Consider the following 23,364-nt stretch of genomic DNA (forward strand, 5'->3'; position numbering starts at 1 on the left):
ATCGAACCTGCTCTATGGTGCAAGGCGTGACGGAAGCAGGACTCCCGGTCGCGGACGTGCGCGGCCCGTTGCCTTACCTGTGGTGGCTCATCCGGCGGCAGAAGGGGCGCATCGCCACCGGCGCCCTGATCGGCTCGTTATGGATGGTAGGGCTGACGCTCCCGCCCTACCTGCTCGCACAGGCCATCGACCGGGGCCTCCAGCGGCGCGACCCGGCCGCGCTCGCCGCCTGGGTCGCGGCCCTGTTCGCCGTCGGCGCGGTCAACGCGCTGCTCGCCATCCTGCGGCACCGCACGATGACGAAGATCCGGCTCGACGGCGGCTTCCGGACCGTCCGGGCGGTCATCGCGCACGCCACCCGCCTCGGCGCCGCGCTGCCGCGGCGCATCGGCGCCGGCGAGATCGTCACCATCGGCATCGCCGACGTCTGGGTCCTGGCGCAGGCACTCACGGTCACCGGGCCGGGGCTCGGCGCCGTCCTCGCGTACGTGGTGGTGGCCGTGCTGATGCTGGAGATCTCCCCGCTGCTTGCCGTCGTGGTGCTCGCCGGGGTGCCGGTGCTCGCCGTCGTCGTCGGCCCGATGCTCGGCCGGCTCCAGCGGGCCGGCGCCCGCTACCGGGAGCGGCAGGGCGCGCTCGCCGACCGGCTCGTCGACATCATCGACGGCCTGCGCGTCCTCAACGGCCTCGGCGGCAAGGACGGCTACGCGCGCCGGTACCGGCGCGACTCGCGGGCCGTCGCCGAGGTCGGCTACCGGGTCGGCGCCGTGACCAGCTGGATACAGGCGCTCGGCGTGGGGCTGCCCGCGCTCTTCCTGGCCGTGGTGATCTGGCTGGCCGCCCGGATGGCCGCGCAGGGCGACATCACGGTGGGCGAGCTGGTCGCCGTCTGGGGGTACGCGGCGGTGCTCGTCGTGCCGGTCGCGTTCTTCATCGAGGGCGGCTTCGACATCAGCCGGGCGCTGGTCGCCGGGCGCCGGATCGTCGACTTCCTGCGGCTGCCGGTGGATCCGCCGCCGCGCGGGCAGGGCCCCGACGGCCCGGCCGTGCTGCGCGACCCCGACTCCGGCGTGGTCGTCATCCCCGGGCGGCTCGTCGCGCTGGCCACCGCCCGGCCCGCCGACGCCGCCGCCGTCGTCGACCGCCTCGGCCGGTACGGGCCCACGGCGGTGACCTGGGGCGGCCGGCGCGTGGACGGGCTCGCGGTCCGCGACCGGATCCTGGTCGCCGACAACGAGGCCTACCTGTTCACCGGCGCGCTCGGCGACGTCGTCGCCGGCCGCTCCGAGCCCGACGACGAGGCCGTCGCCCGGGCCCTGGCCGCGGCCGCGGCGTGCGACATCGTCGACGGCCTGCCGGACGGGACGGCGTCGGTGATCGACACACAGGGCCGCAACCTCTCCGGCGGCCAGCGCCAGCGGGTACGGCTGGCCCGCGCCCTCTACGCCGACCCGGAGATTCTGCTCGCCGTCGAGCCGACCTCCGCCGTCGACGCGCACACCGAGGCCGCCATCGCCGAGCGCCTGCCCGCGGCCCGGGCCGGCCGGGCCACGCTGGTCGCGACCACCTCACCGGCCATGCTGGACCGCGCCGACATCGTGCACTACATCGTCGGCGGACGGCTCGCGGCCACCGGCACCCACCGCGCGCTGCTCGACACCGAGCCCGGCTACCGCGCGCTGGTGACCCGGGCGGCGGGGGAGGCCGCCCTGCCCGAGGCGGCCCGGCGATGACGGAGCTGCCGGTCGCCGGGCGCGCGCACGTGCGCAGGGCCGTGGCCGGGCTGATCCGCGACGACCGGGGCGCGGTCGCGCAGATGGTGCTCTTCAACGCCCTCGCGGCGATCGCCGGGCTGGCCGGGCCGTGGCTGCTCGGCCGGATCATCGACACGGTCACCGCCGGCCCCGCCCCGGTCGGCGTCGTCGACCGGCTCGCCCTGGCCGTCCTGCTGTGCACGATCGTCCAGATCATCCTGGCCCGCACGGCGCTCGCCGTCGGCTACCGCTTCGGCGAGCGCACGGCCGCCCGGGTCCGCGAACGCTTCCTCGACCGGGCACTCGCCCTGCCCGCGTCCGTGGTCGAGCGGGTACCGGCAGGCGACCTCACCGCGCGGGGCACCGTCGACGTCGGCACGGTGGCCGCGACCCTGCGCGACGCCATCCCCGAGGTGCTCATCGCGGCCGTGCAGGCGCTGTTCGTACTCGTCGCCGTCTTCCTGCTCGACCCGCTGCTCGGCGCCGTCGCCCTGCTCGGGCTCGCCGGCATCCCGGTCGTCACCCGCTGGTACCTGCGCCGGGCGCGGACCGCGTACCTGGAGGAGGGCGCGGCCGGCTCCGTGCTCGCCGACGAACTCGCCTCGACCATCGCCGGCACCCGCACCGTCGAGGCGCTCGGGCTGCGCGACCGCCGGACCGCGGTGGCCGACGAGGCGATACACCGGGCCCGGCACACCCGGCTGCGGACCCTGTCCCTGCGCAGCGTGCTGTTCCCCGCGGTCGACGTCTCCTACGTGGTGCCGGTCGTCGGCGTCCTGCTTGTCGGCGGCGCGCTGTACATCGACGGCAGGCTGAGCCTCGGCGCCGTCGCGGCCTGCGCGCTCTACCTGCGGCAGCTGGCCGTGCCGCTGGACGCGATCCTGGTCTGGCTGGAGCAGCTACAGAGCAGCGGCGCCTCCTTCGCCCGCGTCGAGGGCCTGGCCGCGATCCCGCCGGCCGTCGTGACCGAGCGCGCGGCGCCGGCCGGCGACCGGATCGAGGTCCGGGGCGTCCGCTACGCCTACGAGGGCGACCGCGACGTGCTGCGCGGCGTCGACCTGACCGTGCGGCCGGGGGAGCGCCTCGCCCTGGTCGGACCGTCCGGCGCCGGCAAGTCCACCCTCGGGCGGCTGCTCACCGGGGTCGACCGCCCGCGCGCGGGCAGCCTGACCGTCGGCGGCGTGGAGATCTCCCGGCTGCCGCCCGGCCTGCTGCGCCGCCAGGTCGTGCTGGTCACCCAGGAACACCACGTGTTCCGCGACGCGGTCCGCGACAACCTGACCCTGGCCGCACCGGACGCCACCGACGACGAGCTGATCTCGGCACTTGCCGTCGTCGGCGCCGACTGGGCGACGGACCTGCCCGACGGCCTCGACACCCGGCTGGGCGGCGACGGCTTCGTCCTGGACGGCGCGCAGGCACAGCAGCTCGCGCTGGCCCGGGTCGTCCTCGCCGACCCGCACACCGTGGTGCTGGACGAGGCGACCGCGCTGCTCGACCCGACGACCGCGCGGGACGCGGAGCGCGCCCTCGCCGCGGTGCTGCACGACCGCACCGTGATCGCGATCGCGCACCGCCTCCAGACCGCGCACGACGCCGACCGGGTGGCGGTCATGGACGGCGGCCGGCTCGTCGAACTGGGCACCCACGACGACCTGGTCGCGGCCGGCGGCACGTACGCCAACCTGTGGCGCACCTGGCACGGCTGAGCCGGCCGTATCAGGCGCCGGCACGGCCGGGTCTGTCCACCATGCAAGGAATTCGGGTACGGGCATACCTGCTCGGCGACGTGCGGGTGATCGTCAACGGCCGGCTCGTCGAGACGCCCAGCCGCCACGGCAGGGACCTGATCGTCTACCTGCTGCTGCACCGCGAGACGCCGACCCCGCGGGACGTCCTGATCGACACGTTCTGGCCACGGGCCCGCCCGGCCGCGGGCCGCAACCGCCTGCACGTACTGCTCGCCGGGGTACGCAAGACGCTGCGGGCCGCCTCGGCCGACCCGGTGATCGAGCGGTGCGGCGAGGCGTACCGGATCGCCCGGGCCGCGCAGGTGTGGACCGACACCGACGAGTTCGAACGGCTCTGCCGCGCCGGGCGCCGGGCGCAGGCCGGCGCGGACCCGGCCGAGGCCACGCGGCACTACGAGGCCGCCGGAATGCTGTTCCGCGGCGGCTTCCTGCCCGACCGGCCGTACGCGGACTGGGCCGCGGCCCGGCGCGCGGCCCTGCGCGCCGTCGCCCTGGAGGCGCAGAGCAACCTCGTGCTCCTCTACGCCGGGCGCGGCGAGTACGGCGCCGCCGCGACCCTGGCCCGGCGGATCCTCGCCGACGACCCGTGCAACGAGGACGTCCACCGCGCGCTGATGCTGTGCTACGCACGGGCCGGCCTGCGCCACCTGGCCCTGCTGCAATACCGGCAGCTGGTCACCACGCTCTGGGCCGACCTGCGGGTACGCCCCGCCGCCGAGACCACCGAGCTGTACGAACGGCTGCGCCGGCCGGAGCGGACGCTCCAGCCGGCGTGATACGCCGGAGGTCAGCCGCCGACGGTGAAGGTCTCGCTGAAGGCGACGGAGACGTCGGTGTTGATGCCCGCGGTCACCTTGTAGGAGCCGATCGCCTGGATCACGTCACCGGGGTCGGCGTTGGCGAGCGCACCGAACGGCACCCGCAGCCGATCCCGCCGCGGCGTGTTGTTCTGCGGCTTGATCACCGCGCTCACGGTGCCGAGGGCGATGCGGTTGGCGGAGCTGAGGTTGACGATCGACACCCGGATCGAGTGCTCGTCGACGTCCTCGTTCAGATTCTCGCCGATCTCGACGTCGGCGACGACGTCGAACGGCTTGCCCAGGTCCAGGACGCCGACGGTGAAGTCGGTGCCCTTGTCGGCGGCGTAGAGCAGCTTGATGGCCGCGTCGTGTGCGTTCGCGGTGGTCGTGGTCATCGGTGCGGTCTCCTCGTTCGGTACGGATCTGACGGGATACAGCCGACCGGCCCGCACCTAGTCGGCACTTAATCCGCGCTTAACCGGCCGGGCCGCGGCTCCCGGCGCGGCCCTGTATCAGGGCGGAGATTCCCCCGTCTGTCCCCGCATGACACCGGACGAGAAGGCGGACAGGATCATCAAGGGCATGGTCGCCACCGGGGTGGCCGCCGGCGGCGTGCCGGTGCCCCTGCTCATTCCCTTCATGGGTGCGGTGGCCGGCGGGGTCGTGGCGATCGGCACCTGCTACGGCGTCGAACTGTCCAAGCGCGACGCTTGGAAACTGATCCGCCAGTTCTTCAAGGCGGCTGGGTTCGTCTATATGTCGGCTTTGGTCGGAGGCCAGTTCATGGTGTGGCTGCTGACACCGACGGGCCTCGGCACGCCGGCGGCGATGGCCCTTGACGCGGTCACCAGCGCGGCCGTCGCGTATGCCGCCGGCACCGCGGCCAAGCACTACTTCAAGGGCCACACGTCGCAGGCCGAACTACGCGCCATCGTCCGCGGCGCGGTGGTCGAGGCCCGCCGAAACCTCACCACCGGACGGGAGACGAAATGATCGACGACAGCCTCATGGACCAGATCCTCGAGGCCGTCACCGGCCTGGCCGAGGACGTCGCCGAGCAGATCCTGGACCTGGTCACCGACGTGGCCGCGGAGCTCGGCGAACTCACACACGAGGACGTGGTGAACCTGGTCGAGGCCGCGATCACCGCCACCGCCGGCGCCGCCGCGACCGCCACCCTCCACCACCACCGCGGCCGAGTGATCTGACCCCGCCGAGGCCGAGGTTGTCCCGCTCGGCCGGGACCTTCGCCTCTGATCGTCCGGGGTGGGTATACGTAGCGTCGGTGATGGAGACCCGAGAGGGTGTCGATCACAGATGTGGGAGGACGCCATGCAGCGGCTCCTGATACTCGGCGGCGGGACGGCCGGCACGATGGTGGCAAACAAGCTGCGCCGCCGGCTCGATCGTGGCGATTGGCAGGTCACCGTCGTCGATCACGACGATGATCACCTGTATCAGCCGGGGCTGCTCTTCCTGCCGTTCGGCACCATCCAGGCGCAGCAGATCGTCAAGCCGCGGCGGCATTTCCTGCCCGACGGTGTGGATCTCGTCCTCGGCGAGATCGCGCTGGTCGACGCGGACACGAACACGGTCATCCTGGCCGGCGGCCGGGAACTGTCCTACGACCAGCTGGTCATCGCGACTGGTGTGAGTCCTCGCCCGGATCAGACTCCGGGGATGCTCGGTCCGCAGTGGCGGCGCAGCGTCTTCGATTTCTTCAGTCTCGACGGTGCGACCGCGCTCAAGGCCGCCCTGGAGAGCTTTGAGGGTGGCCGGCTGGTCGTGCACATCACCGACATGCCGATCAAGTGCCCGGTCGCGCCGCTGGAGTTCACGTTCCTCGCCGACGCGTACCTCCGGGCGCGGGGGATCCGGGACCGGGCCGAGATCGTGTACGTGACCCCGCTGCCCGGTGCCTTCACGAAGCCGATCGCGGCGGAGCACCTCGGCGCGATGCTCGACGAACGCAGGATCGTCGTCGAGCCGGACTTCCTTGTCGAGCGCATCGACACCGACACCAAAACCCTTGTCTCGTATGACGGGCGCGAGGTGCCGTTCGATCTGCTGGTCACCGTTCCGCTGAACATGGGCGCCGACTTCGTGGCCCGATCCGGGCTGGGCGATGAACTGAATCTCGTACCGGTCGACAGGCACACGTTCCTGTCCACCCGGCATGCCGACATCTTCGCGCTCGGCGACGCGAACGACATTCCCACCTCGAAGGCCGGGTCCGTCGCGCACTTCTCGGTCGAGGTGTTCGCCGACAACTTCTGCGAACACATCGCGGGGCAGCCGATGACCGGCAGCTTCGACGGGCACGCGAACTGCTTCATCGAGTCCGGTGGCGGCAAAGGGCTGCTGATCGACTTCAACTACGACACCGAGCCTCTCCCCGGCAGCTACCCGTTGCCGGTGATCGGCCCGTTCGGGCTGTTGAGGGAGAACGCCCGCAACCACTGGGGCAAGCTCGCGTTCCGCTGGATCTACTGGCACCTGTTGCTGCCCGGCCGCCGGATCCCGCTGCCGTCGCACATGTCCATGGCCGGGAAACACCAACCCGTGAAGGAGCCGCAATCATGACCGTCGCCACCATCGCCGGGACGCCGGTCCACGTCGACGCCGAGGGATTCCTCACCGAGTACGGCGAGTGGAGTGAGGACCTGGGCCGGGGACTCGCCGCCCGGATCGGCATCGAACTGAGCGACGCGCACTGGAGGGCGATCCGGTTCCTGCGCGAGGACTTCCGCGCGCAGGGTCAGACCGCCACGCTGCGCCGGGTGTCCACCCTCGCCGGGATACCGATCAAGGAAATGTTCGCGCTGTTCCCGGGCAAGCCGGCCAAGAAGATGGCGTATGTCGCCGGTCTGCCCAAGCCGCACGGCTGCGTGTGAAGGAAGGCATCGCCATGACCACCGAGACCAGCATCGCGGTCGTCCCCGACTTCGGTGACGCCGCCACCCAGGGCCGCAAACTGGCGATCATCTGCTCCAAGGGCAACCTGGACATGGCCTACCCCGGCCTGATCCTGGCCAACGCCGCCCTCGGCGAAGGGGTCGAGACGCACCTGTTCTTCACGTTCTGGGGCTTCGACATGATCACGAAGTCGCGGATGGGCGACCTGAAATTCACCATGCTCGGCAACACCGCCACCCACCTTCCGCAGGGCCTCGGCGGCCTGCCCGGGGTGACGGGAATGGCGACCCGGCAGATGAAGAAGCAGATCCAGGACGTCGGGGTTCCGGAGGTGCCGGAGTTCCTGGCGCAGATCGTCGACTCCGGTGGGCACCTGTGGGCGTGCCGGATGTCCGCCGACATGATGCACCTGGACGAGGAGGACCTGTACGACGGCGTGGAAGCCATCATCAGCGCGGCGGACTTCATCGAGAAGACCGACGGCGCCCAACTGCTCTTCATCTGAGTCGCCACGGCCCTGTCGGACAGCGTTGTCCGGCAGGGCTTCCGTCTGCCGCGAGAACCCATTGCCGCCGCGGGGACGACCAGGGTGTCGATGGGACGCGCGGGCGTGCGGGGTGTCCCGGACCGGGGGACCTTCGGCCCTGCCCGCGGCTCTGTCCTGGAGAGAGGGTGTGGTGAGAGAGCCGAGCTGGGAGAACATCATGACCTACCGCATCGCGATCAACGGTTTCGGCCGGATCGGCCGCAACTACCTGCGCCGCCTGACCAAGGCGCCGGCCGACGCCGGCCTGCAGGTGGTGGCGATCAACGACCTGTACGACGCCGCCACCCTCGCGCATCTGCTGGAGTACGACTCGACGTTCGGCCGGATCGGCGTTGACGTCGGCTACGCGGAGGACCGGCTGATCGTCGGCGGGCACGACATCGCGACCTTCGCCGAACGCCGTCCCGATGCGCTGCCCTGGGCCGAGCTGGGCGTCGACCTGGTGATCGAGGCCACCGGCAAGCTGCGTACCCGTGACGAGGCGGCGCTGCACCTGAAGGCCGGCGCCGGCCGGGTGCTGATCTCCGCGCCGGGCAAGGGTGTCGACGCCACCCTGGTTCCCGGGGTGAACGCGGACACCTACGACCCGGACGTGCATCAGATCGTGTCCGCCGCCTCGTGCACGACCAACTGCGTGGCGCCGCTGGTCAAGGTGCTGCACGACGCGTTCGGCATCGAGAGCGGTTACCTGACCACCGTGCACGCGTACACCAACGACCAGAACGTGCTGGACGCGCCGCACAAGGACCCGCGCCGGGCTCGGGCGGCGGGTGTGAACATCATCCCGACCAGCACCGGCGCGGCGAAGGCCGTCGGGCTGGTGCTTCCCGAGCTGGCCGGCCGCCTCGACGGGGTCGCGCTGCGGGTGCCCGTCGCGGACGGCTCGATCAGCGACCTGTCACTGATCCTGGCCGCCGACGTCACCGCCGTGAGGATCAACGAGGTGGTCGCGGCGGCCGCCGCGCCGGGGCAGCCGATGCACGGGATCATCCGCTACACCGAGGCGCCGCTGGTCTCCACCGACATCGTCGGCGACCCGGCGTCGTGTGTGTTCGACGCCGGCCTCACTCAGGCCCACGGCCGCCTGGTGAAGGTGTTCGGCTGGTACGACAACGAGTGGGGTTACACCAACCGCCTCGTCGACCTGACCAGGCAGATGGCCGGAAAGTGAGGGATCGCGAGTCATGAGTCACGCGGCCGCGCAGGGCGGACTCCCGGTGGCGGCGCTACTGCCGCTGATTCTGCTCGCGGTGGCCTTCGTCGGGTACTGCCTCCACGATCTGTCCCGCACCCGGGTGCGTTACCTGCCCAAATGGGTCTGGGCCCTGATCTGCGTCGTCTCGATCCCGCTCGGCGGAGTCGTCTACCTGCTCATCGGTCGCGAACACCGATGAAGGTCGAAACGGCCGCGCTGGTGAAGCGCTACGGATCGCACGCCGCTCTGGACGGTGTCGACCTGTCCGTTCCGGCCGGCTCCGTCTACGCGCTCGTCGGCCCGAACGGCGCGGGCAAGACGACGCTGCTCGGCATCCTCTCCGGGTTGCGCCGGGCGACCAGCGGCAGCGTCCGGCTCGGTGCGGGTCCCGGCCGGATCGCATGCCTGCCGGACACGCCCCAGTTCGACCCCTGGCTGACCGGCCGCGAGGTCGTCGCGTTGGCCGCGCACCTCGCCGGCCGACCGTCCGGGGTCACGATCCCGGCCTTGCGGATCGAGGCGGTGCTGGCGGAGACCGGACTCGCCGGTGCGGCGGACCGCCGGGTCGGCGGCTATTCGCGTGGCATGCTCCAGCGGCTGGGGCTGGCCGCCACGGTGGTGGGCGAGCCGGAGTTGCTGCTGCTGGACGAGCCCGCCTCGGCCCTCGACCCGGCCGGGCGCCGGGAGGTGCTCGACCTGATCGCCCGGATGCGCGGACGTGCGACCGTCGTGTTCTCCAGCCACATCCTGGCCGATGTGCAGGAGGTCTGTGACCGGATCGGGGTCCTGCGCGAGGGACGGCTGCTCTTCCAGGGCACCCTGGAGGAACTGATCGTCGGGCGGGCTACGCCGGCCTACCGTGTTCGGCTACGCAGCGGCCGGGACCGGGCGGAGCCGCTACTTCGTCGGCAGCCGTGGGTGACGTCCCTGCGTGCCGACCGCGGCGACCTGCTTGTCGGCGTACGCACGCTGGGCGAAGCGGAGACCTTCCTGGCCGGCGTGCTTGCCCGGGCCGGCGCCGGGGTCGTCAGCCTCGGCCCGCAGGAGGCTCGGCTGGAGGACGTCCTCGCCGGTGCCGTCGCCGGCCTGCTTCTCGGGTCCGCCTGTGCGTGGTACGAGACGACGGTGCTGCTCGGTGCCCCGTCCGCGGGCGCGATGGTGGCCGGAATCGCGTACGGCATCGTCTTTCTGGCGTTCGCCGTGGCGCTGGTCGCCCTCGTGGCGGTGCTGGTGCGCGGCGTCCTTGCCGCGGCCGGACTCACAATGGGTCTGCTGCTGTTCATCGGTGTCCTCGGCGGCGCCACCGGCGCGAGCACCTGGTTGCCGACGGGGCTGCTGGGCGCCCTCGCCGACCTCACCGCGGGCGCCTCGGCGGCCGACTATCTGCCTGGTCTGGTGGTGACGGTGCTCCTCGCCGCGGTGGCCCTGACCGGTGCGGTCGTGCTCGGCGATCGCCGCGAGCTGTGATTTCGCGGCCGCCCCGGGCATTTGTTCACAGGCGGTGGTAGCGGGAGATCGCGTACAGCTGTCGCAGGGTCAGCGGCCGTGGCCGGTTCCGGGCATGGGAGGCCTCCAACCGGGTGGCCAGCGCGAGGAACAGCTGCGCGGTGGTGAACGCGTCGCCGAGGGCATGGTGCGGAGTGTGTACGGGCAGCCCGAGCCGGCGCGAGGCGGCCTCCAGGTTCGGCTCGCCCGGCCGGTCGGGGTCCGCGAGGCGGCAGGCCCGCAGCAGGGCGGCGGTGTCGATCGTCGCCCGCGCCAGCCTGATTCCGCGTGGGCGCAGTGCCCGGTTGAGGAAGGCCCGCTCGACCCAGGCCGCGTGCGCCACCAGGACCCGGCCGGACAGCAGGTCGACGAGGCGGTCCACGACCTCGTCGATGGCGGGCGCGCCGGCCAGGTCGGCGGTGCGTAGCGCATGGACGGCGAGCGCCGGCGCCGACACGGGGCGGGGCGGGCGTACCAGGCCGTAGGCGATCCGGTCGCACGGGATCCGGGCGTGTGTCACGATCGTCGCCCCGTACGCGATGATGTCGTCGCGGCGTAGGTCCAGGCCGGTGGTTTCCACGTCGACGACGCAGAACTCGGCCGCACGCCAGGTCAGGGACGGGTGCGGTGCGGGGAGCGACGTTCCGCGGCGGAGTCTCATCGTGCCGGTGTCACCGGTCGAGCCGTCTGGTCCAGTCGCGGTCCACTCTGGCCTGGACCATGGCGATGGCGCGGAACGACTCGCGCAGGTGTCGGCGGGTGAGGGTGTCGAGGTCGGCCGGGGCGAAGTAGGTCGTGGGCGGGACTCCGTCGTGGATGGCGTGCACCTCGTGGCGCAGCAGCAGCGAGTAGGCGTCGTCGAAGCCGCCGGCGAGCGTGTCGGCCTCGTCCGTGCTGAGTAGGCCTTCCTGTGCGCCGCGGCGCAGCCGGTCGGGCGTCGTGCCGCGGGCGTCGCCGCTGACGATCGCGATCCACCGTGCCAGCGCCACTACCGGGACGAGCCCGCCGCTCTTGAGGTCGAGCTGGCCGCGGTGTTCACCGCTGTGGGCGACGACGAAGTCCCGGACGAATCCGGTGGGCGGCCGCCAGCCGAGTGCCTCGTCGAGCAGGGCCCGTATGAACTGGGTGGTGCGGGTGTGTGAGCGGATCTGTTCGGTCAGGGCGCGGCCCAGCGCCGGGTCGGTGACCGGGCGGCTGTCGGCCACCATCGCCGACAGCAGCAGCGCGTTCTCTCCGGTGGGGTCGTGCTGCCAGGCGCGGGCGGCGGCGGCCCAGTCGGACCGGGACCGGCTGAACACGGGATTGTGTGCGTTGGCTCCGTTCGCGCACAACGTCAGGCCGCAGGTTTGCAGCTCGCGCAGGATCTCCCGGGCGGCCGTCCGGATCTCCGGGCCGAGGTCCGGCGCCGACGCCGGCGGGTCGGCCCAGACCAGCGCCGTGTCGAGGTCCGAAAGGGGTAGCGGCTCACGCCGGGCCAGCGAGCCGAGCAGGACCCAGGAGTGTCGCACCGCGGCCAGCGCCGGGCTCGGGTTCAGGTCCAGGACCCGCCGGACGACGGCGTCGACCACCGCCGCGTGCACCGCGCCGATGTGTGCGGCGGCCACGCCGTCGTCGCACAGCTCGACGATCGTGGTCGGCAGCAGGCGCGCCGCCCGGGCCAGTTGCTCGCCCGACGTGGCGTCCTCGATCGCGGAGCGGACCAGTAGCGGGTTGCGGACCTCCGCCCGGGCGAGGTCGACGACCCGGATCACGCCGACGGGGCGGCCAGACTGGCCGGTCACCACGAGATGGTGGACGCCGTGCTCCACCATGCGCAGCAGGCCGGCGGTCTGGGTGGCGTCCTCGTCGATGGTCAACGCCGGCACGGTCGCCAGCCGGGCGACCGGAGCGTCGACGCCGATGTGCCCGGTGGCCACCCGGTGCCGGAAGTCGTGGTCGGTGACGATGCCCAGGCCGGCGGCGGTCCGGACCAGCGCGCACGAGGTGCCGGCGGCGCCGATCCGGTCGGCGGTGTGCCGGACGAGGTCCGATTCGGCGCACCAGACGATCGGGCGCATCACGTCCGCCAGCCGCCGGTCGGCCCGGCGCACACCGCCGTCGGTGAGCCGCCGCCGCACGACCGTGTCCACCGCGGCGAACCGCAGCCGCTCCGGGTGGGCGAGGAACGCCCGCGGGTCGGGGATACGCAGGCACAGGCTGTCCTCGTGCGCCCGCACCAGGAGCCGGGGTGGCAGCCCGGACAGCAACCAGAGGTGCCCGAACGTGTCACCCACGCCGAGCAGGTCGACGACCTGCCCGCGATCCAGGACCTCCAAGGCGCCGGTGCGGACCACCCACAGGTGCCGGAGCCGGTCCTCGTCCTCGGCGACCACGACCGCTCCGGCGGCGAAGTACTCGACCTCCACCCGGGCCACCAGCCGGGCCATGTCCTCGGCGTCGAGGGCGTCGAACGGCGGCTGCTCGCCGAGGAAGTCAGCGAACTCCTTCACCGCAACCGCCTTCCCGGCCTGCCTGCTACCTCGTCGTGGGCCGCGCGCGGCGCCCGAGCCGCCGAAGCGTCGCCGCGGCCGTGGCGTTGTCCACCACATCCCGCAGCGTGTCCAGGATGGGTGCGGCCCGGTCCGTTGCGGACCGGGCCTTCGTGGGTGAGTGGTCAGATGAGCCAGCGGTTCTTCTGGACCAGGGGCAGGGAGGCCCAGCGTCGGCCGAGGCCCCAGGTGTGCCCGGCGTAGGTGAGGGCCAGGACGACGCCGACGACCGCGTAGATGAAGTGGTAGTCGGTGACGGGGTTGCTGGAGCCGGAGGCGAGCGGCCATTCCGCTGCCCACATCATGGCCATCATCAGGGCGAGGGCGCCGGCGGCGATGCGCAGGCCGATGCCGGCGGTCAGGGCGAGGCCGATGCCGAGCAGGCCGAGCATGAAGGCCCAGTTGGTCCAGGTGTCGCCGGCGATGCTGTGGAAGAAGTTCTGGAACGGGCCGACCTCGACGCTGGACAGGAAGCCTTTGGTGGGGGAGCCGCCGTTGATCCAGGCCTTGGCCGCCGGGGTGGCGTAGCCCCAGCCGAAGGTCTTGTCGAAGAATGCCCAGAGGAACACGAAGCCGGTGGAGACGCGCAGGACCGCGAGGGACTTGGCGGCGGCGTGGGTGAGCATGGAACCGGGGGCCTCGACCTGCTCGAGGTGAGTCGTCGGGCCGTGGCCGGTGGTGGTCATGGTGTCCTCCTTCATCGATGTCTGTGCCTTCGACTCTGCCGGAGCGGCGCGGGGCACGCCTGAGCCCAAACGCCCGATCATGTCGGGACCAAGGTCCCGACCTCAGAGGGCCGGTCGGGCGACGTCGTCCGGTGTGGGCCTCCCGCCTGGTCCGGCCAGTCGGCGCAGCGTGACGCCGACGGCAAGGAACCAGGCGAGCAGGAGAGTTCCGTAGACGGCGTAGCCGGCACCGAGCAGAGGCCGCAGCGCCTCGGACACGATGCCGATGGCGCCGGTCGCGACGCCGAGCCAGGCGACCCACCGCGGGACGCCGCCCTTGGTCATGACCAGGGAGATGAGCAGAATGCCGACGGTGGTCAGCACGCCGACGAAGCCGGGCATGTCGTTCTCGGCGATCAACTGCTGGGCGAGGGTCACGTAGGCGTCGCGCTGCGCGTCGGACCCGGCGGCCTGGTAGCGGTCGGCGAGATCGAGCAGCAGCAGCGACCCGCCGCCGCTGGTCGGCAGGGCGAGGGTCAGCGCCCAGGCCGTGGTGCCGATCGTGCCGGCGATCGCCGCCGCGGCCTTGTCCACCCGCCACATCGCGGCCGTCAGCGCCAGGAACACCACCATCGCCAGCACGCCGGGCGCGATCCACAGCACCTGCTCGATGCCGTACAGCCACTTGTGCGCGGCGACGTGTTCGAGTGTCTCCGCTGCGCCGGCCTCCGCCGGTGGCGGCGTCATCGCGACGGCGACCATGGCCGCGAGGTACGGCACGACGATGAGGATGCCGCACCACCCGCCGATGCGGTAAAGGTCGCGCCACGAGGCGTCCGGCACGATCGCCGGCGCCGACCGTACCTTCGGGTGTGCTGCGTTCATTCGGCTCACCTCCGAGCGTTCTCCTCAGCGTCGGTCAATGCCCGGGCACCGTCCAGAGAAGTTCGTCCCGGCCGGTCGGGCCGGACGCCTCCGTCGTGGCGAGGCCCGGATGGTGTGATGCGGCTCAGGCCACGAGTTCGCAGGCTCGTTCGATGACCGGCGTTACCGCGGCGGCGACCGGCGGGGTCAGCCCCTCGCCGAAGCCGAACTCCGATCCGGAGACGGCGAGCACGACCAGCCGGCGCGGCAGCCTGTCCAGCGCCCGCGCGAGCGCCACGGTGCTGCCCAGGCTGATGCCGTGGGAACTGGCCGCGCTCTCCTCGGGAAGTTCGTTCAGCGCGTCGAGCACAAGCTCGTAGCGGAGTCCGCTGTGGTGGCCGTCGTCCAGCACCGCGTCCACCACGACGGCGACGTCGGCGCCGGTCCACAGGTCGATGAGCCGGGTGGGTTCGCCGTCGCTGACCCGCAGGTCGACCGCCGCCAGGCGGCGGTCGGAGGCCTGCCGTTCGGCCAGCCCGGCGACGACCAGCGGACCGAATCCGTCGTCACGGCGGTAGTCGTTGCCGACGCCGATCACCACCCGCCGGCCGGTGCCGTGGCGGTTCATCGTCGTTCCACGGTGAGGTCGAGGAAGTGCGTGGAGCAGGAGATACACGGGTCGTAGTTGCGGATGGCCTGTTCGCACTGCCAGGTGAGGCGCTCGTCGTCCAGGTGCAGCCGGCTGCCGACGAAGCGGCGCAGGTCGTCCTCGATGCCGGCCTGGTTCTGCGAGGTCGGCGGCACGATGCGGGCCGAGGTGATCAGGCCGTCGGCGTCCAGGCCGTAGCGGTGGAACAGGATTCCGCGTGGTGCCTCGGTCGCCCCGTATCCGATCGCCTCCCGCGGCGGAACTTCGACGAAGGGGCGGGCCGGCGGCTCGTACTGCTCGATCAGCCGTATCGCCTCGTCGAGTGCGAAGACCGTCTCCACGGCGCGGACCAGGATGCTTCGGTACGGGTTGCGGCAGTCGGCGCCGAGCCCGGCGGCGTCCGCCGCCTCGAGCGCGAGCGGTGACAGCCATTGCCGGTTCAGGGTGTAGCGGGCCGTCGGCCCGACGACGTAGTTGCCCCGGCCGGCCAGCCGGGCGTGCAGGGCGGTGGAGTGCGGCACGTGTTCCTCGATGACGTGGTCCTCGAACCGCTGCACGGCGAAGGCGAGCCCGGCCGTGGTCGCGACGCCGCCCGATTCGACGGCGTACTGCCCGGGGGTGACCAGGGCCAGCATTTCGTGGTCGTGGTGGAAGTCCGGGAAGTCGAAGCCCGCGACCCAGCGCACCGTTTCCAGGGCCTGGTCGAGAGCGGTCCGGAGCTTCTCGCGCAGCGGCGCCAGCTCGCGGCGGGCCGGTGTCCGGTAGAAGCCGCCTACCCGGACGTTGACCGGGTGGATGGCCCTTCCGCCGAGCAACTCGACGATCTCGTTGCCGGCCTTCTTCAAGGCCAGGCCGCGTTCCACCACGTCGCGGCGGTCCTTGGCCAGCTCGAGCGCGCTCGGGTAGCCGAGGAAGTCCGGCGCGTGCAGCAGGTAGATGTGCAGCGTGTGGCTCTCGATCCACTCACCGCAGTAGAGCAGCCGGCGCAGGGCGGCCACCCCCGGTTCGACGGTCACCGCGCAGGCGTCTTCGATGGCCGCGCACGCGCTCATCTGGTACGCGACCGGGCAGATCCCGCAGATGCGTGCGGTGATGTCCGGCGGCTCGGTGTACCGGCGTCCGCGCAGCAGCGCCTCGAAGAAGCGGGGCGGTTCGTAGATGTCCAGCCGGACCTCTTCGACGGCGTCGCCGCGCACGCGTACGTGCATCGCGCCCTCGCCCTCGACGCGGGCCAACGCCCGGACGTCCAGGGTCCGATCGGAGCGGTGCGTCATGTACTTCCCTCCGGTTGCGGTGGCCCGACGGTGATCCGGGAGAGCTCGATGAACGCCGGCGCCCCGGCGTTGTAGGTGCGGTAGGCGCGGACCATGTCGGCTTCGGACATGCCGGTGGCGCGCAGCAGACCCGCCTGGGCGGTGCCGTTCGGGGTCTCCATCGGGCCGAAGCAGCCGTAGCAGCCGCGCTGGTAGGCCGGGCAGATCGCGCCGCAGCCGGCGTGGGTGACCGGGCCCAGGCAGGGCGTGCCGTGCGCGACCACCACGCAGACGTTGCCGCGCTGCTTGCACTCGAAGCAGACGCTGTGCGCGGGGATGTTCGGACGGCGGCCGACGAGCAGCGCGGTGATCACCTCGAGCAGTTGGCGGCGGTCTATCGGGCAGCCGTGCAATTCGTAGTCGACGTCGACGTGCGCGGCGATCGGGGTCGAGGTGGCCAGCGTCGACACGTACTCCGGGCGGGCGTACACGACCGACCGGAACTCGTCGACGTCGGCGAAGTTGCGCAGCGCCTGCACGCCGCCCGCGGTGGCGCAGGCGCCGATGGTGACCAGGGTGCGGGACATCTCGCGGACCCGGTGGATGCGTGCGACGTCGTCGGCGGTGGTGATCGAGCCCTCCACCAGGGACACGTCGTACGGGCCGGGTTCGACCTGGCGGCTGGCCTCGAGGAAGTGGGCGATCCGTACCCGGTCCGCCACGGCGAGCAGTTCGTCCTCGCAGTCGAGCAGGCTCAGCTGACAGCCGTCGCAGGAGGCGAACTTCCACACGGCCAACGTCGGCATCGCCGCATCGGTTCCCATCACAGCTCCCGGATGCTCATCAGCGGTTCCGCGCGGGCGTAGTCGACGACCGGGCCGTCGCGGCACAACAGCAACGGTCCGAGCTGGCAGTGTCCGCACCAGCCCACCCCGCAGCGCATGTTGCGTTCCAGCGAGACCCGCAACCGCGAGGCCGGCAGGCCGCGCTCGATCAGCGCCTGTGCGGTGAACCGCATCATCACCTCGGGACCGCAGACGAACGCCACGCTATGGGCAGGGTCGAAGCGGGCGTGGGGGATCAGCGCGGGAACCACACCGACGTGGCCGCTCCAGCCGTCCGCGGGCCGGTCCACGGTTACTCCGAGCTGAACGCCGGACGCGGCCCAGCGAAGCAGTTCGCCGGGGTACAACAGGTCGGCCGGTGTCCGTGCTCCCACCAGCAGAACCACGTTGCCGTACCGGGCGCGCCCGGCCAGGACGGCGTGCAGCACCGGGCGGACCGGCGCCAGCCCGATGCCGCCGGCGACGATCACCACGTCCTGGCCCGCGGCGGACTCGACGTCCCACGACGTGCCGAACGGCCCGCGGACACCGATCGTCGCGCCCGGTGCGGTGGCGTGCAGGGCCCGGGTGACCGCGCCGACGGCCCGCAGGGTGTGCGTCAACCGCCGGGCCCGGTCGTCGCCCGGGTCGGGCAGGCCGCTGAGCGAGATCGGCACCTCGCCGATTCCGTACGCGGTCAGCATCGCGAACTGGCCCGGTGCGAAGGCCGGCAACGGCCCGGCGTCGTGTGCCAGCTCGATCGTGACGGTGTCGGCGGTGTCGACACGGCGCGACACCACCCGGTACGGCTGTGGCACCGCCGAGCCGACAATGGCCGGTGCCGCGGCGGTGCTCATGGCCGTCCGACCTGCGCCGAGGTGGCGTACAGGTCGAGCAGACGCAGGCGGGTGGCCTGCAGCCGCGCGACGATGACCGGGGTGAACAGGCGCAGCATCGCGTACCCGAAGGCCGGATCGGCGTCGCAGCGGTTCCGCACGGCGGCGCCGTCGAACGCGATGGTCTCGAGTCGCTCACGCGCGCTCGCGCCGAACTGCCAGCGATACGGCGGATGAAGCCACGACCAGCCCAGGACCGCCCCGGCGCCCAGCGTCTCGATGACCTGGTCGCCACGGCCCGGTATCCGCACATCCAGGGCGACACTGCCCGTCTCGATGAGCCAGAACCGGTCCGCGTCGCCGCCCTCGGCGAAGATGCGTTCGCCGGGCTGGTACGACATCGGCGTGCCGGCTTCGCACAACTGATCCAGCTGCCGCGGGTTCAGCGCGGCGAAGAACCGCAACGCCGCCACCCGGGAGACCACGCCGCCGGTCATCGCGGCCCCGCCTCGTCATCGCCGGCCAGGTGCAGCACGGACAGCGTGGCCACCTCCTCGGTGATGTCGATGCCGGTCGGGCACCAGGCGATGCACCGGCCGCAGCCGACACAGCCGGACGAGCCGAACTGGTCGTGCCAGGTGCCGAGCTTGTGGCTGATCCACTGGCGGTACCGCGCCTGGCCGCTGGTGCGCACGCTGCCACCGTGCAGATAGGAGAAGTCCAGGTCGAAGCAGGAGTCCCAGCGGCGCCAGCGCTCCGCGTGGTCGCCGGTGAGGTCGGTGACGTCCTCCGTGGTCGTGCAGAAGCAGGTCGGGCAGACCATCGTGCAGTTGCCGCAGGTCAGGCACCGCGAGGCGACGTCGTCCCAGTGCGGCGAGTCCCGCGCGGCCGCGAGCAGATCGGGCAGCCCTTGTGCCGGCATCGCGCGTCCCATCCGGGTCGCCGCGGCCGCGACCTCCCCGCTCGCGCGCTCGATGCTCGCGTCGTCGGCCGGCCGGCCGGGAATCCGGGCGAGCACCTCGGCCCCGGCCGGCGTGCCGGAGCGGACGAGGAAGCGATGCTCGTCGCCGTTCGCCAGCTCGGTCATGGCGAGATCGAAGCCCGCGCCGGCGTGCGGACCGGTACCCATGGACGTGCAGAAGCAGGTGGCCCCGGGCTCGGTGCACTCGACGGCGATGATGAGATTGCCGTCCCGCCGGGCCGCGTAGACCGGATCCGCGTGCCGGCCACCGGCGAGCACCCGGTCCAGGATGCCGATCGCGGCGAGGTCGCAGGGGCGTACACCGAGCAGCGCGTACCGCCGGTGCTGTTCCTCCGGCTCGCTGACCACGACCGTGCCGTCGGCGCCACGGTCGGCCGACCACAGCGGGGCGCGCGCCGGGTGCAGCACGCTCTTCCACGACTGCGGTCCGGCGGAGTGGCCGAACGCGGCCCGGTCGTCGCGCTCCCGCAGCCGGTACCGGCCCGCCTCGGTGTCGACACCCACGCCGTACGGCAGCTCGGCCGCCGACTCCAGCTCGGCGACGACGATCGCGCCGTCGCGTGCCGTGGGACCGACGACGGTGTAGCCCTCCGCGTGCAACACCTCGAACAGCGCCGGCAGGGCCGTCGCCTCCATCAGCACCGGTGGCATGGCACCTCGAAGGAATCCGCTTCGGACAGTGACATGTCAGCCTCCTCGGTCCTGCTCGCCGCCTCGGACACTCGTCATGCCGAACCTAGGAGCCGCCGGCGGCGCGGGCCAGGGGCAAAGGTCCCGGCGGCCGCGGCCCTTCGGCCCCGAGGCCGGATGAGGTGGAAGCGATGGAAGGGAGGAGGATCTCAGCGCTGGCACCGCACCGGCCAAAGCGGTCGAATCCATCACCAAGGCCACCTATCGCGACGGTACCATTTTGCCCGATTGCCAGTACCGGACTCGCGCGGGCCGTAACCCGACCCGGCGCGGTCCCAGGCAAGCCAGACATTCGGGCACGTCGTCAATGGCTCTCGGGCGGGTACTTCGGCCCTAGCCCTGCGGACATGAGTCCCTGCTGACCATCCCGGCTCCTCGACGAGCATGGTGTCCAGGAGGTGAGAAGGATGTTCTACTTCATCGCGATCATCGCGGCGTTCAGCATGATCTGCGTGCTCGCGTGGACCTTGCCCAATCTCTCGACCGATCCGGCCGGTATGGCAACCGGCGCCGGCGAGAGCGCGACTCAGCCGGGCGACTCGCCGCCAAGCCGGCTGGAGAGCCTCGAAGGCGTGCTGTCGACTCAACTCGTCGCCCGCGAGATCACCCCGGGCCAGTACCGCCGTGCCGTCGAAGGGCTCGCGGCCCGGGACGACGAACGTCACCCCATGAACGTGCCGCGGGAGATCGGCCCCGCGGATGCCTGAGAAGTACCGGATAGACCGCGCGAGCGACGCCGACCTGGCCTTCCTCGCGACGGACCGGGACGCGGTGCCGCAGCAGGTCGCCGTCGTGCTGCTGCTCGACCCGCCCGTGCCGGAGGACACCTGCGTCCGGCTGCTCGGCGATCGGACCGCGGCGGTGCCACGGTTGCGGCAGCGTCTGATCGGGACACCGCCCGTTCGGCGCCCGCCGGTGCGCAGTCTTGCCGCGGACGCGTGGCGGTCTCGGGCCGCGGCCTGGCGAACGATGCCGGCCCGGCTGCGCCGCCTGCGGACGGCGATGGCCGCGGGCGGCGGCATCGCCCCGGCAGCCGTTCCGCCCTGCTCCCTGCTGCACGCCACCGGCGCGCTCCGCCGGGCCGTCGTGATCCGCGTGGGGTCGGACGCCCTGCGCGACGCCGCACATCGCCGCGACGCCGGCCTGCACGCCGCACTGCTGACCGCGGTGGCCGGGGCGTTGCGAGTCGTGCTCGACGGCCGGGGCGAGACGATCGGCGCCGTCACGATCGCGGTGCCCGCCGGCACGCCTGCGCCTCGCCCTGGCGGCGGAGCTGTCCGCGATCGCCGGCGGGCAGCGGTGAACAACGACGGCCGTCGTCCTGGTCCGGGCAGGGCCGGAAGGCTCCGATGGCAGCGAGGTGGTCCTTCGGCCCATCCGGTCCGATCCACGGTGGAAGTGTGGCCCGGCTAACCGGCCCGATCGCCGTCGCTCCAATCCCGGTAGGCGGCGACCGCGATGGGCAGGGTGGGGAAGATCCGCTCCGTACCCACGGCCGCGGCCAGGCCGAAAGAGACCAGTTGATCCAGCAGATCCTGCTTGACGCGGGCGAGGGCGAAGACGATGCCGCGGTCGGCGATCTCGCGGCGCAGCGCGTCCAGCGCGTCCAGTGCGGTGATGTCGACCTCGACGTTGCTCTCCATGTTCAGGACGAACCACCGGACGGGTTCCCGCTGGGTGTCCACGGCGGCCAGCGCGCGCCGGTGGAAGTCCTGGGCGTTGGCGAAGAAGAGAGGGGAGTCGTAGCGGTACACGACCAGCCCGGGCACCGTGCGTGCCTGGGGGTAGTCGTCGATGTCGTGCATGCCGGCGAGACCCGGCACGAAGCCCTCGACGGCGTCGTGCGGGCGGGCCACGCGGGCGAGCATCTCCGCCACCGACAGCCCGACGGCGAGCAGGATGCCGATCAGGATGTCGAAGATCAGCACCCCGGCGAGCGCGCCGAGGGCCAGCAGCAGCTCGCTGCGCCGGAACGCGGCGAGCCGGCGGAATCCGGCGATGTCGACGAGCCGGACCGCGGCGTACACCACGATGGCGCCGAGAACCGCCGTCGGGAGTCCGGCCATCACCGGGCCTAGAAAGAGCAGCGTCGCCACGACGAGAACGAGCGTGACCAGCGAATAGAGCTGCGACCGGCCGCCGGCCGCGTCGGCGAGGGCGGTGCGGCTGCCGCTGCTGCTGACCGGAAATCCGTGTGCCAGTCCGGCGCCGACGTTCGCGAACCCCAACGCGACAAGTTCCTGGTTGGCGTCGATCGGGCGGGTCGGCCCGGCCTGCCGGGTCCGTTCGGCGAACGATCGGGCGGTGAGAATGGTGTCGGTGTAACCGACCAGCAGCACGCCCAGCGCGGGCAGCAGCAGGCCCGCCAGGTCGCCGAGTGGCGGCAGGGCGGGGGCCGGCACGCCGGACGGAATCTCGCCGAGCACCCGGATCCCGTGCTGCTGCCAGCCGGTCAACGCCGTCGCGCCGGTGGCGAGCAGCACCGCCAGCAGCGGCGCCGGTGCGGCAGGCAGCCAGCGCTGGAGGGCGAAGAGGAACGCGAGCACCACCAACGCCAGCCCGGCGGTCGCCGCGTGCATTGTGGACAGCTGGGTGACGAACGAGGCGATCTGCTCGAAGAACGCCTCGCCCTCGACCGGTACGCCGGTCAGCTTTCCGAGCTGACCGGCGATCATGATCAGCGCCACCCCGGCGAGGTAGCCCACCAGGATCGGCCGGGACAGCAGGTCCGCGACGAAACCCAGCCGGAGCAGGCGGCCGGCCAGACAGAGCACCCCCACGATGATCGCCAGCTCGGCGGCCAGGCCCGCGTAGCGGGCCGGATCGCCGGCGGCGATCGGTCCGACCACCGCGGCGGTCATCAGGGCCGTCGTCGACTCGGGCCCGACCGACAACGTGCGCGACGTGCCGAGCAACGCGTACGCGGCCAGGGCCGGAACGGTTGCCCAGAGCCCGGCCACCGGTGGCAGGCCGGCGATCGTGGCATACGCGAGCACCTGGGGCACCAGGTACGCCGCCACGGTGACGCCGGCCAGGACGTCGCCGCGCAGCCAGGCACGGCGATAGGCCACGAGATCGGCGAGCCCGGGCGCCCACCGATCGAGCCAGGAGGATGTCGTCACCTCGCCATTGTCGGCGAGGCTCCGGCGGTCAACGCCGGGGTACCGGTTCGGTGTCGGGTAGAGCCGGAAGCGGGACGGGGATGACGACCACCGGGCAGGTCGCCCTGCGAATGCACTCCTCGCTGACCGAGCCGAGCACCGTGTGGCGGACCCGGCTGTTGCCGTGGCTGCCCAGCACCAGCAGGTCGGCGTTGCGCCCGGCGTGTGCCAGCGCGGCACCCGGGCTTCCCTCGACCACCTCGGCGGCGACCGGGACGTGTGATCCGTGGCGGGCGATCAGCGACCGGATCTCGCGGTCGAGCAGGCGCGCGGCCCGCTCCTTGGCCTCTGTGGGGTTCGTCGCGGTGACCGGTCCGAACTCCAGCCCGTCCCACGACCATGCGGTGACGGCCTGAACAGCGCCGCCGCGGGCGTCCGCCTCGCGAACCGCCCAGTCGAGCGCTCGCCGCCCGCCGTCCGTTCCGTCCACCCCGACCACGATCAGGTGCCGAGTAGTCATGGCC

Annotated in this window: 26 protein-coding genes; 13 read left to right on the forward strand and 13 right to left on the reverse strand. The window is 72.3% G+C overall.

The window, feature by feature from the left end:
• Positions 1 to 110: 110 nt before the first annotated feature.
• From BJ971_RS17190 to BJ971_RS17200, 3 genes are read left to right on the forward strand one after another with little or no spacing between them, the layout of a single operon-like run.
• A complete protein-coding gene (locus BJ971_RS17190) occupies positions 111 to 1,733 on the forward strand; it encodes an ABC transporter transmembrane domain-containing protein (protein WP_203709128.1) in 1,623 nt (540 codons plus the stop codon).
• Complete coding sequence (locus BJ971_RS17195) at positions 1,730 to 3,463, forward strand: ABC transporter ATP-binding protein (protein WP_184994276.1); 1,734 nt, start codon at positions 1,730 to 1,732, stop codon at positions 3,461 to 3,463. Before BJ971_RS17190 ends, BJ971_RS17195 begins: the two co-directional genes overlap by 4 nt.
• Positions 3,464 to 3,504: 41 nt before the next feature.
• Entirely contained in the window at positions 3,505 to 4,281 is a 777-nt protein-coding gene (locus BJ971_RS17200) for an AfsR/SARP family transcriptional regulator (RefSeq protein ID WP_184994277.1), read from the forward strand.
• Between the two features lie 11 nt (positions 4,282 to 4,292).
• On the opposite strand, the gene BJ971_RS17205 is transcribed toward BJ971_RS17200, so the two are convergent.
• The gene (locus BJ971_RS17205; RefSeq protein ID WP_184994278.1) at positions 4,293 to 4,700 is read right to left on the reverse strand and encodes a hypothetical protein; all 408 of its coding nucleotides are present in this window, start codon (positions 4,698 to 4,700) and stop codon (positions 4,293 to 4,295) included.
• 148 nt (positions 4,701 to 4,848) lie between these two features.
• Between BJ971_RS17205 and BJ971_RS17210 the strand changes: the two genes are divergently transcribed.
• The 8 genes from BJ971_RS17210 (at position 4,849) to BJ971_RS17245 (ending at position 10,430) form a co-directional block, all read left to right on the forward strand.
• Entirely contained in the window at positions 4,849 to 5,298 is a 450-nt protein-coding gene (locus BJ971_RS17210; RefSeq protein WP_184994279.1) for a DUF697 domain-containing protein, read from the forward strand.
• Positions 5,295 to 5,513 carry a hypothetical protein gene (locus tag BJ971_RS17215; protein WP_184994280.1) on the forward strand — a complete coding sequence of 73 codons (219 nt, stop codon included), beginning with the start codon at positions 5,295 to 5,297 and terminating at the stop codon, positions 5,511 to 5,513. Before BJ971_RS17210 ends, BJ971_RS17215 begins: the two co-directional genes overlap by 4 nt.
• Before the next feature lie 124 nt (positions 5,514 to 5,637).
• The gene (gene sqr / locus BJ971_RS17220; protein WP_184994281.1) at positions 5,638 to 6,888 is read left to right on the forward strand and encodes a type III sulfide quinone reductase, selenoprotein subtype; all 1,251 of its coding nucleotides are present in this window, start codon (positions 5,638 to 5,640) and stop codon (positions 6,886 to 6,888) included.
• Entirely contained in the window at positions 6,885 to 7,199 is a 315-nt protein-coding gene (locus BJ971_RS17225; protein WP_184994282.1) for a TusE/DsrC/DsvC family sulfur relay protein, read from the forward strand. Before sqr ends, BJ971_RS17225 begins: the two co-directional genes overlap by 4 nt.
• 14 nt (positions 7,200 to 7,213) lie before the next feature.
• On the forward strand, positions 7,214 to 7,726 hold the full coding sequence (locus BJ971_RS17230; protein WP_184994283.1) for a DsrE/DsrF/DrsH-like family protein: 513 nt from the start codon (positions 7,214 to 7,216) through the stop codon (positions 7,724 to 7,726).
• A 199-nt stretch (positions 7,727 to 7,925) separates the two neighbouring features.
• The gene (gene gap, locus BJ971_RS17235) at positions 7,926 to 8,939 is read left to right on the forward strand and encodes a type I glyceraldehyde-3-phosphate dehydrogenase (protein ID WP_184994284.1); all 1,014 of its coding nucleotides are present in this window, start codon (positions 7,926 to 7,928) and stop codon (positions 8,937 to 8,939) included.
• A 13-nt stretch (positions 8,940 to 8,952) separates the two neighbouring features.
• Positions 8,953 to 9,162: a PLDc N-terminal domain-containing protein gene (locus BJ971_RS17240; protein ID WP_184994285.1), complete on the forward strand. Its 210-nt coding sequence runs from the start codon at positions 8,953 to 8,955 to the stop codon at positions 9,160 to 9,162.
• Entirely contained in the window at positions 9,159 to 10,430 is a 1,272-nt protein-coding gene (locus BJ971_RS17245; protein ID WP_184994286.1) for an ABC transporter ATP-binding protein, read from the forward strand. The genes BJ971_RS17240 and BJ971_RS17245 overlap by 4 nt, the downstream gene beginning before the upstream one ends.
• Before the next feature lie 25 nt (positions 10,431 to 10,455).
• On the opposite strand, the gene BJ971_RS17250 is transcribed toward BJ971_RS17245, so the two are convergent.
• From BJ971_RS17250 to BJ971_RS17295, 10 genes are all read right to left on the reverse strand, one after another.
• Positions 10,456 to 11,109 carry a 3'-5' exonuclease gene (locus tag BJ971_RS17250; protein WP_184994287.1) on the reverse strand — a complete coding sequence of 218 codons (654 nt, stop codon included), beginning with the start codon at positions 11,107 to 11,109 and terminating at the stop codon, positions 10,456 to 10,458.
• Between the two features lie 10 nt (positions 11,110 to 11,119).
• Positions 11,120 to 12,937, reverse strand: coding sequence for a putative nucleotidyltransferase substrate binding domain-containing protein (locus BJ971_RS17255; protein WP_184994288.1), 1,818 nt, complete (start codon positions 12,935 to 12,937; stop codon positions 11,120 to 11,122).
• Between the two features lie 164 nt (positions 12,938 to 13,101).
• On the reverse strand, positions 13,102 to 13,662 hold the full coding sequence (locus BJ971_RS17260) for a DoxX family membrane protein (protein ID WP_184994289.1): 561 nt from the start codon (positions 13,660 to 13,662) through the stop codon (positions 13,102 to 13,104).
• A gap of 102 nt (positions 13,663 to 13,764) precedes the next feature.
• The gene (locus BJ971_RS17265; RefSeq protein WP_184994290.1) at positions 13,765 to 14,526 is read right to left on the reverse strand and encodes a DUF4386 family protein; all 762 of its coding nucleotides are present in this window, start codon (positions 14,524 to 14,526) and stop codon (positions 13,765 to 13,767) included.
• A 124-nt stretch (positions 14,527 to 14,650) separates the two neighbouring features.
• Positions 14,651 to 15,133, reverse strand: coding sequence for a hydrogenase maturation protease (locus tag BJ971_RS17270; RefSeq protein ID WP_184994291.1), 483 nt, complete (start codon positions 15,131 to 15,133; stop codon positions 14,651 to 14,653).
• Positions 15,130 to 16,428 carry a Ni/Fe hydrogenase subunit alpha gene (locus BJ971_RS17275; RefSeq protein WP_184994292.1) on the reverse strand — a complete coding sequence of 433 codons (1,299 nt, stop codon included), beginning with the start codon at positions 16,426 to 16,428 and terminating at the stop codon, positions 15,130 to 15,132. Before BJ971_RS17275 ends, BJ971_RS17270 begins: the two co-directional genes overlap by 4 nt.
• Positions 16,425 to 17,231, reverse strand: coding sequence for an NADH-quinone oxidoreductase subunit B family protein (locus BJ971_RS17280; RefSeq protein WP_184994293.1), 807 nt, complete (start codon positions 17,229 to 17,231; stop codon positions 16,425 to 16,427). Before BJ971_RS17280 ends, BJ971_RS17275 begins: the two co-directional genes overlap by 4 nt.
• Positions 17,231 to 18,088, reverse strand: a complete 858-nt coding sequence (locus BJ971_RS17285) for an FAD/NAD(P)-binding protein (protein ID WP_184994294.1) — start codon at positions 18,086 to 18,088, stop codon at positions 17,231 to 17,233. The genes BJ971_RS17280 and BJ971_RS17285 overlap by 1 nt, the downstream gene beginning before the upstream one ends.
• Positions 18,085 to 18,564: a cyclic nucleotide-binding domain-containing protein gene (locus tag BJ971_RS17290; RefSeq protein ID WP_184994295.1), complete on the reverse strand. Its 480-nt coding sequence runs from the start codon at positions 18,562 to 18,564 to the stop codon at positions 18,085 to 18,087. Before BJ971_RS17290 ends, BJ971_RS17285 begins: the two co-directional genes overlap by 4 nt.
• Positions 18,561 to 19,700 (reverse strand): 4Fe-4S dicluster domain-containing protein, encoded by a 1,140-nt coding sequence (locus tag BJ971_RS17295; RefSeq protein ID WP_203709120.1) that lies wholly within the window; start codon positions 19,698 to 19,700, stop codon positions 18,561 to 18,563. The genes BJ971_RS17290 and BJ971_RS17295 overlap by 4 nt, the downstream gene beginning before the upstream one ends.
• 446 nt (positions 19,701 to 20,146) lie before the next feature.
• Here BJ971_RS17295 and BJ971_RS17300 point away from each other — a divergent pair, with 446 nt between their 5' ends.
• Together BJ971_RS17300 and BJ971_RS17305 are read left to right on the forward strand one after the other, a co-directional pair.
• The gene (locus BJ971_RS17300; RefSeq protein WP_184994296.1) at positions 20,147 to 20,446 is read left to right on the forward strand and encodes a hypothetical protein; all 300 of its coding nucleotides are present in this window, start codon (positions 20,147 to 20,149) and stop codon (positions 20,444 to 20,446) included.
• A complete protein-coding gene (locus BJ971_RS17305; RefSeq protein WP_184994297.1) occupies positions 20,439 to 21,152 on the forward strand; it encodes a hypothetical protein in 714 nt (237 codons plus the stop codon). Before BJ971_RS17300 ends, BJ971_RS17305 begins: the two co-directional genes overlap by 8 nt.
• Here the strand turns inward: BJ971_RS17305 and BJ971_RS17310 are convergent.
• Both BJ971_RS17310 and BJ971_RS17315 read right to left on the reverse strand, forming a co-directional pair.
• Positions 21,149 to 22,861, reverse strand: a complete 1,713-nt coding sequence (locus BJ971_RS17310; protein WP_184994298.1) for a SulP family inorganic anion transporter — start codon at positions 22,859 to 22,861, stop codon at positions 21,149 to 21,151. The two genes, BJ971_RS17305 and BJ971_RS17310, sit on opposite strands and share 4 nt — an antisense overlap.
• Positions 22,862 to 22,889: 28 nt before the next feature.
• Positions 22,890 to 23,360, reverse strand: a complete 471-nt coding sequence (locus tag BJ971_RS17315) for a universal stress protein (RefSeq protein WP_184994299.1) — start codon at positions 23,358 to 23,360, stop codon at positions 22,890 to 22,892.
• Positions 23,361 to 23,364 lie beyond the last annotated feature (4 nt).

Source organism: Amorphoplanes digitatis (genome assembly GCF_014205335.1).
Taxonomy (GTDB): Bacteria; Actinomycetota; Actinomycetes; order Mycobacteriales; family Micromonosporaceae; genus Actinoplanes; species Actinoplanes digitatus.